We start from the raw sequence: 12,508 nt of genomic DNA on the forward strand, positions 1-12,508 counted from the left end.
GCCTGGCTGACTTCCCCCTCCAGGGAATCTGAAGCGGCGCTCACCTGGAACAGGCTACACATCTTCAAAGCAAAGATCTCAAATAGGCTAGAGGTATGAACGAAGCCTTAGCGGTTCTCCGGCTCAAGGCCCTGGCCGATCCAGCCCGGCTGCGACTGGTGAAGATTCTGGCTGAGCTACCGGACGAACACACCGTCTGTGACCCGCGCTGTGGTGATGTCTATGGGGTGTGCTTTTGTCATCTCGAGGAGAGCTTAGGCCTCTCAGCCCCTACCGTGAGCCACCACCTCAAGGTGCTGCGTGAGGCCGGTCTCATCGAGGTGGTGCGGGTAGGCAAGTGGAGTTACTATCGGCTCAACCCCGCAGGGCTCGAGGGGCTGCTCAGCACCTTGGGCGAGCTCCGCTCGACCCACAGGGCTACGGCATTGCGCAAAGCCCGCTGACCCCCCAGGAAGGACCCTCTGAGTCGTCCATCCAAGGACGGCTTGACCCTGTCTTGACCATTCGACGTTGATCAAACAGTATAGTTGGGTGATGCGCCTCCTTGTCCTCTGCACCCATAACTCCGCCCGTTCACAGATGGGTGAGGGCTGGATCCGGTATTGGTCTGATGCCTTGGGGTTACCGGCGGAAATCTTCTCCGCCGGCACAGAGGCCACCTTGGTCAAGCCAGAGGCGATAGAGGTAATGAGGGAGGCCGGGGTAGATATCTCCAGCCATACCTCCAAAACCCTCTTCGATCTGCCGGATCCTTGGAACTTCGATGTGGTGCTCACGGTGTGCGACGGGGCCAAGGAGGCCTGCCCGGTCTACCCCGCCAAAACCCAGCGCCTGCACGTCAGCATTCCAGATCCTTCCAACGGGGCCCTAGAAGGGTGGCGTAAGGTACGGGATGTGCTCAAGTGGACAACCCGTTATCTGGTTGTGGATCTGCTGCAGGGCAGGCTTCCGTCCGAAACCGTGTTGTCCAATGTGGTGGGGATCCAGAGGCCCTCCTCGAGCCCAGCATCCGAACCCAGCCGGATTGAGGCATCCGTATGAACCTTCGGGCCTACCTGGCTGAATTCATCGGCACCTTTGCCCTGCTGTTCGTGGTGGTGGGGGCTATCGCCAGCAAAATGGAGCCCCTGGGGGTTGTGCTCGCCAACGGGATCGTCATTGCGGCGATGATTGCGGCATTAGGAACCGCCTCGGGGGCACACTTTAACCCCGCGGTTACCCTGGGGTTGCTCCTGACCAGGCGAATCGCGCTCAAGGATGCGATTTTCTACTGGTTTTCCCAACTGCTGGGGGCGAGTTTGGCCGTAGGCCTGTTGACCCTAGCCTTGGGCCGCGAAGCCATGAACGGCGTGGCGTACGGGGTGCCGCGCCTAGCGGTCGGGGTATCCCCTCTGGCCGGATTTCTGGTCGAGGCCACCCTGGCCTTCTTTTTGGTGCTGGTCATTGTGGCCACCGCCATCCACCTCAAAAACCCCTATGCCGCTACCTACATCGGTCTGGCGGTAGCGCTCGGGGTGCTGTGTGGGGGCAACATCACCGGGGCCACCATGAACCCGGCTCGAGCCTTTGGCTCAGCCATCTGGGGAGGGGGGTTTGAGCATGGTTGGGTGTACTGGGTTGGTCCTCTGCTGGGTGGGGTGCTCGGCACCCTGGCGGCTGATTACATGTATGGGCCTCGGATCGCTCGAGGGGTAAAGGATGGTCGGAGTGAAACGGTTGAAGGTTCTGTTTCTGTGCAGCCATAATTCCGCCCGCAGTCAGATGGCCGAGGCCCTATTGCGGCACTACGCCGGAGACCATTTTGAAGCCTTCAGCGCGGGGTTAGAGCCCAGCCAGATCAACCCCTACACCCGCCGGGTATTGGGCGAGCTGGGCCTCAGCATGGAAGGGCAGTCTGCTAAAAGCCTGCTGACCTACTGGGGAGGCAAGCACCACTTCACCTACTTAATCACCGTTTGCAGCAAAGCCGAGGAGAAGTGCCCCCTGTTCCCCTTCGCGACCCACCGCCTGTACTGGCCCTTTGAAGATCCCGCCCAGTTCGACGGTTCAGAGGAAGAGACCCTCGAGAGGTTTCGCCAGGTGCGTGACCAGATTGCCGCCAAAATTCGAGACTGGGTGAGGGAAATAGAAGCTGCTGGCCTATTGGCCGAATCGGCCTAAGCGCACCCTAAGGCGGGGGTTTCGTGCCAAGATGGGGGGGTGGAAACCACCGCATTGCTCTGCGGCTATCTGGCCCCCCCGGCAGGGTTTCAACCGCTGGCTAAGGCCCTGTCTGCCCATCATCCCCTCGAGCTCCCCCGCCTGGCCCGCCCCAAAGAGGCCCTAGAGGCTTGGCGCAGCACCGTCCCCGAGGGAGCCCACCTGGTGGCCTTCGCAGAGGCGGCTTGGGGTGCGGTGCAGCTGGCCGCCGAAAAACAGGCCAAAAGCCTGGTGCTCTTCAGCCCCATTGTGCGCAGCGATGCGGCCCTCAGGGCCCGCCTGGAATCCCTCCAAACCGCGCTGCGGGGGGGGCTCGAGACCTTTGCGCAAGCCGCCCAGCCCTGGCTGCTGGGCCCTTTCCTGCTCGAGCACGGGCAGGAAGCGGTGGGCGCCTGGACACAAGGGCTGTCCGAGCTGGACCTCGGAGGGTGGCTCGAGGCCCTTCTGGCCCTTCCCGATGGGCGCAAGCATCTGCGGCGCCTATCGTGTCCGGTATTGGTGGTGCTGGGGGCAGAGGATGTGTTTACCCCGCTGCGCTATGGCCAGGAGGTGGTGGAGTGGACCCCGGCTAACCCCAACGGCTTGGGGGCGGTGCGGGTGAGCCTGGAGGGCTGTGGGCACCTGGTTCCCTGGGAGAACCCCGAGGAGGCGGCCAGCTTGGTGGAGGGGTTTCTCGAGCGTGCGGAGGGGGTCAAGGGGGGCGGCCTGGTCTGGGGCCAGGAGTAGGGGGCTATGATAGGGCGGAGGGAAACAGGGCATGGTGGTCCTCACCGGTGAGCTCAAAGCCGACCTGATCGGGCAGAATGGGTGGGAGCATTCCGAGCCGACGTACAACCTGAGGCTGGGGGGTGCGGCCCTCAACACCGCCTCGGTGTTGGCCCGCTTGGGCAGCCCGGTGCGGTTCGTGGGCGAGGTAGGCGATGACCGCCTGGGCCAGTGGGCCCTGCAGCAGCTCGAGGCACAGCGTCTGGACACGCGCTTTGTGCGGCGGCTCGAGGGCGCCCTCACCCCTATAGCCTTGGCCGAGGTGGAGTCCAGCGGGGACTCCACCTACAGTTTCTACCGCAGCTTTGGCCCGACCCAATTCCAACCCGACAAGGGGTCTTTGGCCCGGGCCCAGTGGTTGCATTTCGGCTCTGGTTTTGCCTTTCAAGAGCGCAATGTCGCGGGCATCCTCGAGCTGCTGGAAATCGCACAGGAGTACGGTATCCCGGTTAGCTTCGATCCCAACTTGCGCATGGCCGTGGATGAGGGCTATCTGGAGCGTTTGCGCCAGTATTTACCCTATATCTCGGTGCTCAAAGCCAGCCTCGAGGACGCCAAGCTGCTCTTCCCCCTGGTCCCCTCAGAACCCCACCGACTGATGGAGAAGCTGAGTGAACTCGGGGCCCCCATCACCGTGATGACCCTGGGTGCGGAAGGGGCCATGGCCACCTTTCGCACCCGCATGATGCGGGTACCTGGAGTTCGGGTTAGGGTGGTGGACACCCTAGGGGCCGGGGACACCTTTACCGCCGCCCTCATCTATGGCCTGATGAAGCAAGAGCTGGCCACCCGCATCGAGCTGATCACCTGGGAGGCCACCCGCCTGCCGGTGGTGCTGGCGGCGGCCTGTCACCTCTCCGCCCTGGCCTGTACGGTGCCCGGGGTCAATCTCCGGGAGGGGGATTTGCAGACCTGGTGGGAGCGCTTCGGTTGAGCCCGCCCAGGCTCCAGAGCCTCTTACCACCAGTGATTCCGCTTCATCCACAGCGCTAGCCCGGTGGCAATCACCACCAGCCCGCCCCACAAAAAGAGGGTGGAGACGGGAAAGGGCAGCTCGTAGACCCACAGTTTGACATTGGTGCCAAAGATCCCAGTCCAAAGGGCCAACGGCAGAAACAGCGCCGAAAGCACCGTGAGGCGCTGCACCACCCGGTTGAGGCGGTTGTTCTGGGTAGATAGGTTCACATCGAGCATGCTGGAGAGCTCATCTCTGGCCGCATCCAGCCCCTCGTAGACCCGGCCCATGCGGTCGGTAAGGTCGCGAAAGAGGTAGGCATCGCTCCCCAAGAGCGGGATTCGCTCCACGTGCAGCAGGGCCTCTCGGGCCTGTGAGGCCAGGCGGCGCACTGCCACCACCCGGCGCCGAGCCAGCAGGATTAGCCGGGGAAAGTCGGCCCCGTCACGGTCTAGGGCCTCTTCCTCGAGGTCCTCCAGCCTTTCTTGTAGTCCCTCAACATGGGTAAAAAAGGTCTCCACCCCCCGGTCGAGCAGCCGGTGCCACAGCGCGGTAGCGCTGACCGGGTAGAAACGCTGCCAGAAGTCCTCGAGGTACTCCACCGGCTCGTTGCGCCAGGTGAGGAGCACCTGGCGATCGGGGTAATAGAAGTAGGAAACCCGCTCGGTACGGCTTCTGACCTTGTCCGGGGCCTCGAGGGTCCGAAACACCAAGAACAGGTGCTCTGGATACTGCTCAAAACGGCTCCAGTGGCCGATCTCCTGGGCATCGGCCAGGGCCAGGGGGTTGAGGGGGTAGGTCTTCTTGAGGGTCTCGAGTTCCTCCGGGGTGGGGGTTTCCACATCCACCCACACCCCCTCAGCCACCGGACCACAAGGTGCACCTGTGGAGAGCTGGCGGATCCGCAGCATGATCTAAGTTACCCCACCCTAGAGGCCGCAGGCCCTCAACCTTATCACCTGGGTCTGGGTTCTAATAGGGTCATGATCGTTCGCCTGCAAATCACCGTGCGCTACGTTGAAACCGATGCCATGGGGGTGGTGCATCACTCGGCCTATGTGCCCTGGCTCGAGGCGGCTCGGGTGGAGTGGTTGAACCGAATGGGGGTGCCCTATACCGAGGTTGAGCGGCAGGGGCTGGCCTTCGCGGTGGTCGAACTTGGGCTGACCTATCGCCATCCGGCTCGCTTCGGGGATCAGGTGGAGGTTGAGACCTGGCTGGAGGAGGTCTCGTCTCGAGCCCTGCGCTACCGGTATCGGGTATGGAAGGAGGCCAACCTTCTGGCCGAGGGGTTTACGCGGCATCTCTGCCAGGAGGCCTCCGGAAAAGCCCAGCGCATCCCCACCGATCTGCTGAATCGGCTGAAGGCCCATTCGCAGTGAGGCGCCGGGGTTTGTGGGGCCATGAAGGCCCGTGCTAGACTCGAGGCCAGCCCTATGAACGCTTTCGAACTCTATGAACGCCATGTCAACCCCGGCCTGGCCGGGCTGTTGCGCTTCACCGGACTGGACAAAGTGGAGTCCCACGCCGAGGGGGTTTACGTCTGGGATACCGAGGGGAAGCGCTACCTGGATTTCTTGGGGCTCTACGGCACCCTGTCCCTGGGGCACCGCCATCCCAGGGTGGTACAGGCGGTGAAAGATCAGCTCGACAAGATGCCGATGTCGGTGCGGGTGATGGTCTCTGAGCCCACCGCCCGGCTGGCCGCCCGGCTGGCCGAGGTCGCCCCAGGGCCGCTCGAGATGGTCTTCTTCAGCAACTCCGGCACCGAGGCGGTGGAGGCCGCGCTGAAGTTTGCCCGCTTCTATACCGGCAAACCTGGGTTTATCACCACCCAGAACGGCTACCATGGCAAAACCTTGGGAGCCCTCTCGGTCACCCCCAAGGAGCGCTACCAACACCCCGCCCGTCCGCTGGTGCCTGGGGTGACGGTGGTGCCCTTTGGGGACGCCCAGGCCGTAGAGGCCGCCCTCGGCCCCGATACCGCCGCGGTGATCGTCGAGCCCATCCAGGGCGAGGGGGGAATCCGAGTCCCGCCGGAAGGATACCTGCGCGAACTGCGGCGAATTACCCGCGAGAAGGGCGTATTGCTGATCGCCGATGAGGTGCAGACCGGGCTGGGCCGCAGCGGAAAGCTCTGGGCGGTGAACTGGGAAGGGGTCGAGCCCGACATCCTGGTCAGCGCCAAGGCCCTGGGCGGTGGGGTCATGCCGATCGGGGCCACCTTGTGCCGCCCGGAAATCCTGCAGATCTACAAAACCGAGCCCCTGATCCACTCCACCACCTTTGGCGGGAACCCGCTGGCTTGTGCCGCCGGGCTGGCGGCCCTCGAGGTCACCCTCGAGCAGGATCTGCCGGGGCGGGCCCTCGAGCAAGGGCAGTATCTGATCGGCTCGCTGCAGCAGCTCTGGAACACCTACCCTGAGTTCATCCAGGAGGTGCGCGGGCGTGGGCTGATGGTGGGGCTGGAGTTCACCGATGCCGATATTGGAGGGCTGGTGGTGGCTGAGTTGGCCACGCGTGGGGTGCTCACCGCCTTCGGGCTCAACGACCCCAAGGTGGTGCGGCTCGAGCCCCCCTTGATCGTGGAGAAATCCCATATTGATGAGTGCGTGGCCGCGCTAGACCAAGCCCTCGCCGCAACCAAGGTGGCCCTGGAAGGGGTCTTGTAACCCAGTACCCTCCCCTGAAGCCGCAATCCTGCATAATGATTCCCATAGGAGGGGTCGGTTCGGCCCTGTGCAATGACCCAACCTGAGCGCATTCTCGAGCTGTTCCGCAAGCGTCCCAACAAACCGCATAGCCTGCGCGAGATCCTCCGCAGCTTGCGCCTGGACAAGCCCGAGGCCAAGGAGGCCCTGGAACTCCTGGTGGCCGAGGGCAAGCTGATGGAGACCAAGCGGCGCCTCTACCAACTGCCGGAGGCCAAGGCCCGCAAGGGGTTCGAGGCGCGGTTACAGGCCCATCCCTCGGGGTTTGCCTTCGCCATCCCCATAGAGGCCGAGCTGCCGGACTTATTCATCCCCAAGGGCTATCTGGGGGGAGCCTGGCACGGCGACCGAATAAGGGCCGAGGCCAAGCCCCCAGGGCGGGACCGCCGCCCCTGGGGAGCGGTCACCGCGGTCCTCGAGCGGGCCCATCACCACCTGATCGGACGGCTCTTTTTTCGCAAGGGCTATGCCCTGCTGCACCCCGACGACCCTCGGCTCCCTGACCTCAAGCTTCGACCGGAGGGGCTCGAGGGGCTCGAGGCCGGGGCGCGCATCTCGGTACGGGTCCAGTACCCCCAGGGCAGAAAAACCCCTGCCGAGCCTTATGGCGAGTTCCAAACCTTCTTGGGCCAGGAAGATACCCCGGAAGTCGAGACCGAGGCGATCATCGCCAAGTACGAGCTGCTCCCTGAGTTTTCGCCCGAGGCGCTCGAGCAGGCCGAGAAGGTGGCGCAAGGGGGGGCCGAGTTGGAGGGCCGCAGCGATTTCCGTGGCTTGCGGGTGTTCACCATAGACGGCCCGGACGCCAAGGACTTTGACGACGCCATTCACGTGACGAAGCTGGAAAACGGCAACTTCCAGGTGGGCATCCACATCGCCGATGTCTCGCACTACGTGGAGGAGTTCACCCCCCTCGACCAGGAGGCCTATGCCCGGGCTACCAGCGTCTACCTGCCCGGTCGGGTTCTGCCCATGCTGCCCGAGCGCCTTTCCAACGGGGTTTGCTCCCTCAAGCCTGGGGAGGACCGCCTGGTGCTTTCGGTGCTGGCCGAGCTAACCCCTAAAGGAAGGGTCAAAAGGTACACCTTTCATCGGGGGGTGATCCGAAGCCTGGCCCGGCTCACCTATCCCCAGGTCGAGGCCCTGGCCCAGGCCCGGGAAAAAGGGGCCGGGGAGGCCGAAGCTTTATCCAGCCTCGACCTACCGGGCTCGGCTCGAGCCGCCCTTGAGGCCGATCTGGCAACCCTTCTAGACCTTACCCAAACCCTGAAGAAACGCCGCTTGGAGGAGGGGGCGCTGGATTTTCACTTCACCGAGGTCAAGGTGGAGGTGGGGGAGGAAGGGGAGCTGCACCTGATCCCCCAGCAAGAACCCCAGGCCCGCAGCCTGATCGAGGAGCTGATGCTCTTGGCCAACCGCATCGTGGCCCGCCACCTGGCCGAGCGGGGAATTCCGGCCTTGTTCCGGGTGCACGAGGACCCCAGCGAGGAAGCCCTGGGGAAGTTGGTGGCCGCCCTGGAAAAACTGGGGTACCGCCTTGGGGGGGGTGAGCCCTCGCCCAAAGCCCTACAGGCCATCCTCAACCAGGCCGAGGGCAGACCGGAGGCCCCAGCGGTCTCCACCTTGCTGCTGCGAAGCCTGCGCTTAGCCCGGTATGCCGCCGAGAATCTGGGGCATTTTGGGCTAGCCGCCGAGCACTACCTGCACTTCACCAGCCCGATTCGCCGCTATCCCGATCTGGTGGTCCACCGGGTGCTCAAAACCCTACTCCGAGGCCGAATTTCTGAGCGGCATAAGGCCGACTGGGGTTCGCGTTTTCCCAAAATCGCCGAGCATACCTCCGAGCGGGAGCGAGCCGCCGAATCGGCCGAGCGAGAGCTGACCAAGTATTACCAGTGTCGGTGGGCTGAGGCCCGTCTAGGGCAACGTTTCCCCGGTGTGGTCTCGGGGGTGACCCAGTTTGGGGTGTTCGTGACCATCGCCGGTGGGGTGGAGGGGATGATCCGGCTGGGAGCTTTAGAGGACGATCAGTACCACTATTATGAGGAGCTGCTGGCGCTGGAGGGGGTGCGCACCAAGCGAAGGATTCGGATTGGAGATGCCCTCGAGGTGCAAATTCAGGCCGCCAACCCCGCTGCCCGGCAAATTGACTTGGTACCAACCGAGAAATTCTACGAGGAACAACCTATGGACGAACAAAGATCGGATCGCAAGCGTCGGACCCCGCCCTCTGGGCGGGCCAAAGCCCACTCCAGCAAGAGTGAACCCAAGGCCCGGGGTAGGGAGGCTGCCCGCCCCCATAAAGCCTCACGGGTGGTAGGCCCGCCCGATAAAAAGCGAGAGTTTGACAAGCCGGTACGGGCCACAGCCCGCAAAATCTATTTCGGGGCTTGGGAGCCTGAGGCCGGAGAAGCCCCCCAGGACCCAGCTCGAGCAACCCCCAAGGCCGCGAGCCGGCGCCGCCGAGGTCGTGGCCGGCGCAGTTAGCCCCATGCGCCGGATCGGCCTGACCGGGAGCATTGGCAGCGGCAAGAGCACGGTCGCAGCCATGCTGCGCGAGCTGGGGGTGGTGGTGTTGGATGCCGACGCCTACGCCCGGGAAGGAACCACCGTCTTGCAAGGGGAGATCTGTGTGGCCTTTCCTGAGGTCTGCCGCACAACCGGGATAGACCGAGCCGCTCTGAGCCGCCGGGTTTTCAGCGATGCGGACGCCCGAAAGCGGCTCGAGGCCATTCTGCATCCCTACGTCCGACGGCGGATGGCCGAGGAGGGCCAAAAGGCCCTACAGGCAGGGGCCCCGCTGGTGGTTGAAGACATCCCGCTGCTTTTCGAGACCGGCGGGGAGGCGCGGTTTGATGGGGTGCTGGTGGTGGTCGCGCCGGAGGCCTTGCGGCAGCAACGGGTGCAGGCCAGAAATGGGCTCAGCGAGGCCGAGTTCAGGGCCAGAGACGCGGCCCAGATGCCCCAGGCCGAGAAAATCGCTCGAGCCACCTGGGTGCTGCACAACGACGGCGATCTGGAGCAGCTTCGCGCTCAGGTACGAGCCTGGTATAAACAGGTGGCATGAAGCTCACTCACGACTGGCTCGGTCCTCTCGAGCTGCCCGATGCACCCCGGCGCATCGTCTCGCTGGCCCCCAACGCCACCGATACCCTCTACGCTCTGGGGCTGGGGGAACGGGTGGTGGGGCGCAGCGCCTTCTGCTACCGCCCGGCGGCTACCCTGGCGCTGCCGGTGGTCTCGAGCTACACCAAGGTGCGGTGGGAGCTGCTGCGCTCGCTCAACCCAGATTTAGTCCTGATCAGCACCGGGGTCCAGCGCGACCTGCTGAAGGAGCTGGCGGAGGCCGGGCTGCCGGTGTTTCCCCTCCCGCTGCCCAACAGCCCCTACGGAATTCTTGAAAACATCGTCCTGCTGGGGGGCGTACTGGGGGTGGAGGCTCGAGCCAGCCGGCTCAGCGCTGAGCTGGCCGAGCGGTACAACCGGCTGTATGGGCTGCTCCCGCCCCTGCGCACCTACCTCGAGTTCGATCTGGGGGGGCCGATCAGCGTGGGGCGGGGCAGCTATGTGAGCGAAGCCCTGCGTCACCTGGGGCTGATCAACCTCTTCGCCGATCACCCTCAAAGCTACTTTACCCCTGACCTGGACGAGGTTCCCCGGCGCAATCCTGAGCTGGTCATCTACGAGCCCAAGCCTCACCGCATGCGCCCGGCAGAGCGAGCCCAGGCCTTGCTGGCCTCGCGGGGCTGGCCATATCCCCTGGTGGTGAACGGGGGGGATGAGCTGGCCCATTACGGCCCGCTCTTTTTCGAGTACCTCGAGGGGCTCGAGCGGCAGATCGAGCGCCTGGAGCCTTGACCCCATCGAGTGGCAAAGCTCACACCCCTCTCTGCCAGATGCCTTAGGGTCAGATACGGGGATACAATAAACCCGATCCCAAGGAGTCCGCTATGCCGACCTTCGAACACTTTCAGCAGCTCAAAAACCACATCCCCTTACCCGCAGACAAGCAGCAGATCGGGGCCTGCCTGGCCTGTTCGTACTGGGACGCCGATGATGTGCGGCGCGATCAGAGCCAGGTGGCCCGGGTCGCGGTGTGCTTGCACCCAGATTTGGTCGAGTTTTCCCTGATCGTGAGCGGGGGCAGCGGGTGCTCGAGGTGGGCCGAAGAACCCGCAGCCGGAGCCGAGGCCCGGGCCTATGTGGAGCAGTACGAAGCGCCCTAATTCTGCCTAAGGCTTCAAAAGGAGGCAGCCGTGAGGGAGCAGGAGCTGGTGGTGGCTCAAGCCCATGAACTGCGCGACGGTGAGATGCGGCGGGTCAAGGTGGGGGAAAATGAAGTCTTGTTGGCTCGGGTGGAGGGGGGTTTTTATGCGGTGGGAGCAGGGTGTACCCACTACGGTGCGCCGCTCGATCAAGGCCTCCTGCACGGAACCCGGCTGATCTGTCCCTGGCACCATGCCTGCTTCAACCTGAAAACCGGGGCCCCCCTCGAGCCCCCGGCCCTAGACGGGCTTCCCCGGTACAGGGTGCGGCTCGAGGGGGATGCGGTGCTGGTCTCGAGCCAACCCGAACCCACCCCCCAGCCCCCCCAATCCGCGACGAAAGACCCTCGCCGCTTCGTGATCGTAGGGGGGGGTGCGGCCGGGCTCAGTGCGGCCCTCACCCTGCGCCGAGAGGGCTTCCAGGGGCAGCTGGTCATGGTGAGCGCGGAAAGGGAGGCCCCCTACGACCGACCCAACCTCAGCAAGGAGTACCTGGCGGGGGAAGCCCCGCCGGAGTGGTTGCCGCTGCGCTCTTCGGAGTTCTACACCGAACCAAACCTCGAGCTGCGGGCCGACTGTCGGGTGCGCAAGCTGCTCCCTGAAGTTCGCACCCTGGAGTTTGAGGACGGCTCTTCCCTCCCCTACGATCGCTGCTTAGTGGCCACCGGGGGGGTCCCTCGGCGGCTCGAGGTGCCCGGCAGCGACTGGGCCGGGGTGTTCACCCTGCGCAGCCTGGCGGATGCAGGGCGGCTGATCGCAGCCTCAGAGCCAGGCAAACGCGCGGTGGTCATCGGGGCCAGTTTCATCGGGATGGAGACCGCAGCCAGCCTACGGGAGCGGGGATTAGAGGTGACGGTAGTAGCTCCAGAGCGCACCCCTTTCGAGGGGGTGCTGGGGGCTCGAGTGGGCCAGATGTTCCGCCAGCTGCACGAGGAACACGGGGTCCGTTTCCATCTGGGGGCCAAGGTGCTCGAGATCATGGGCGAGGGGGAAAGCCGCCAGGTGCTGCTGGAGAGCGGGGAGCGGCTCGAGGCCGAGCTGGTGGTGGTCGGGATCGGGGTGCGCCCTAACACCGGCTTCCTCACCGACCTGCCCTTGGAAAAGGACGGATCCGTTCCGGTAGATGCCCAGTTGAGGGTGACCCCAACCCTCTTCGCCGCAGGCGATATCGCCCGCTTCCCCAACCCCCAAGGCGGAAAGCCCATCCGAATTGAGCACTGGCGGGTGGCCCTTCAGCATGGGCAGATTGCTGCGCTCAACATGCTGGACCGCGAGGTGCCCTATACGGGAGTACCCTTTTTCTGGACCGGGCAATTCGGGCTGCAACTGCGCTACGTGGGCCATGCCGACTCCTTCGATGAGGTGGTGTATTGGGGGGAGCCGGAGGGGCGGGAATTCCTGGCCTTTTACCTGCAGGCTGGCCGGCTACAGGCGGCGAGCGGGGTGGGGCGGGATTACGAGCTAGATGTGCTCGAGGAGTTGTTTCGCCTGCAGGCCCTACCCAGCCCGGAGTTCCTGCGGGCTGGACCCGCGGATCTCACCCCATGGCTGCCCTCCTAGAGCGCCCTTCACCCATAAAGCTTTGTCCTGGACAGCCTGTGAAGGGCGCGACA

The 12,508-nt window shown here is 64.4% G+C and carries 14 protein-coding genes; 13 read left to right on the top strand and 1 reads right to left on the bottom strand.

All coding sequences use genetic code 11. The annotated features are described in order from the left end of the window. The first annotated feature begins 95 nt into the window (after positions 1-95). The 6 genes from Mgrana_RS06145 (at position 96) to Mgrana_RS06170 (ending at position 3,898) form a co-directional block, all read left to right on the top strand. Complete coding sequence (locus Mgrana_RS06145; RefSeq protein ID WP_119356729.1) at positions 96-443, top strand: ArsR/SmtB family transcription factor; 348 nt, start codon at positions 96-98, stop codon at positions 441-443. Between the two features lie 91 nt (positions 444-534). Beyond that, positions 535-1,041, top strand: coding sequence for an arsenate reductase ArsC (locus Mgrana_RS06150; protein WP_119356777.1), 507 nt, complete (start codon positions 535-537; stop codon positions 1,039-1,041). Then, positions 1,038-1,745 (top strand): MIP/aquaporin family protein, encoded by a 708-nt coding sequence (locus Mgrana_RS06155; RefSeq protein ID WP_119356730.1) that lies wholly within the window; start codon positions 1,038-1,040, stop codon positions 1,743-1,745. Before Mgrana_RS06150 ends, Mgrana_RS06155 begins: the two co-directional genes overlap by 4 nt. Continuing rightward, positions 1,708-2,160 carry an arsenate reductase ArsC gene (locus tag Mgrana_RS06160; RefSeq protein WP_119356731.1) on the top strand — a complete coding sequence of 151 codons (453 nt, stop codon included), beginning with the start codon at positions 1,708-1,710 and terminating at the stop codon, positions 2,158-2,160. The genes Mgrana_RS06155 and Mgrana_RS06160 overlap by 38 nt, the downstream gene beginning before the upstream one ends. A gap of 39 nt (positions 2,161-2,199) precedes the next feature. Next, positions 2,200-2,925 carry an alpha/beta fold hydrolase gene (locus Mgrana_RS06165; RefSeq protein WP_119356732.1) on the top strand — a complete coding sequence of 242 codons (726 nt, stop codon included), beginning with the start codon at positions 2,200-2,202 and terminating at the stop codon, positions 2,923-2,925. Positions 2,926-2,956: 31 nt separating this feature from the next. Further along, positions 2,957-3,898, top strand: a complete 942-nt coding sequence (locus Mgrana_RS06170) for a carbohydrate kinase family protein (protein WP_119356733.1) — start codon at positions 2,957-2,959, stop codon at positions 3,896-3,898. Positions 3,899-3,921: 23 nt separating this feature from the next. On the opposite strand, the gene Mgrana_RS06175 is transcribed toward Mgrana_RS06170, so the two are convergent. Further along, on the bottom strand, positions 3,922-4,830 hold the full coding sequence (locus Mgrana_RS06175; protein ID WP_119356734.1) for a magnesium transporter CorA family protein: 909 nt from the start codon (positions 4,828-4,830) through the stop codon (positions 3,922-3,924). A 72-nt stretch (positions 4,831-4,902) separates the two neighbouring features. Here Mgrana_RS06175 and Mgrana_RS06180 point away from each other — a divergent pair, with 72 nt between their 5' ends. The 7 genes from Mgrana_RS06180 (at position 4,903) to Mgrana_RS06210 (ending at position 12,455) form a co-directional block, all read left to right on the top strand. After that, the gene (locus tag Mgrana_RS06180; protein ID WP_119356735.1) at positions 4,903-5,301 is read left to right on the top strand and encodes an acyl-CoA thioesterase; all 399 of its coding nucleotides are present in this window, start codon (positions 4,903-4,905) and stop codon (positions 5,299-5,301) included. Between the two features lie 54 nt (positions 5,302-5,355). After that, a complete protein-coding gene (locus Mgrana_RS06185; protein WP_119356736.1) occupies positions 5,356-6,591 on the top strand; it encodes an aspartate aminotransferase family protein in 1,236 nt (411 codons plus the stop codon). Between the two features lie 72 nt (positions 6,592-6,663). Then, positions 6,664-9,117, top strand: a complete 2,454-nt coding sequence (gene rnr, locus Mgrana_RS06190; protein ID WP_119356737.1) for a ribonuclease R — start codon at positions 6,664-6,666, stop codon at positions 9,115-9,117. A 4-nt stretch (positions 9,118-9,121) separates the two neighbouring features. Then, complete coding sequence (coaE, locus tag Mgrana_RS06195) at positions 9,122-9,697, top strand: dephospho-CoA kinase (protein WP_119356738.1); 576 nt, start codon at positions 9,122-9,124, stop codon at positions 9,695-9,697. Next, complete coding sequence (locus tag Mgrana_RS06200) at positions 9,694-10,488, top strand: ABC transporter substrate-binding protein (RefSeq protein WP_119356739.1); 795 nt, start codon at positions 9,694-9,696, stop codon at positions 10,486-10,488. The genes coaE and Mgrana_RS06200 overlap by 4 nt, the downstream gene beginning before the upstream one ends. Before the next feature lie 92 nt (positions 10,489-10,580). Then, a complete protein-coding gene (locus Mgrana_RS06205; protein WP_119356740.1) occupies positions 10,581-10,856 on the top strand; it encodes a hypothetical protein in 276 nt (91 codons plus the stop codon). A 30-nt stretch (positions 10,857-10,886) separates the two neighbouring features. Then, positions 10,887-12,455 carry an FAD-dependent oxidoreductase gene (locus tag Mgrana_RS06210; RefSeq protein ID WP_119356741.1) on the top strand — a complete coding sequence of 523 codons (1,569 nt, stop codon included), beginning with the start codon at positions 10,887-10,889 and terminating at the stop codon, positions 12,453-12,455. The last annotated feature ends 53 nt before the right edge of the window (positions 12,456-12,508 follow it).

Source organism: Meiothermus granaticius NBRC 107808, from assembly GCF_003574355.1.
GTDB lineage: Bacteria > Deinococcota > Deinococci > Deinococcales > Thermaceae > Meiothermus > Meiothermus granaticius.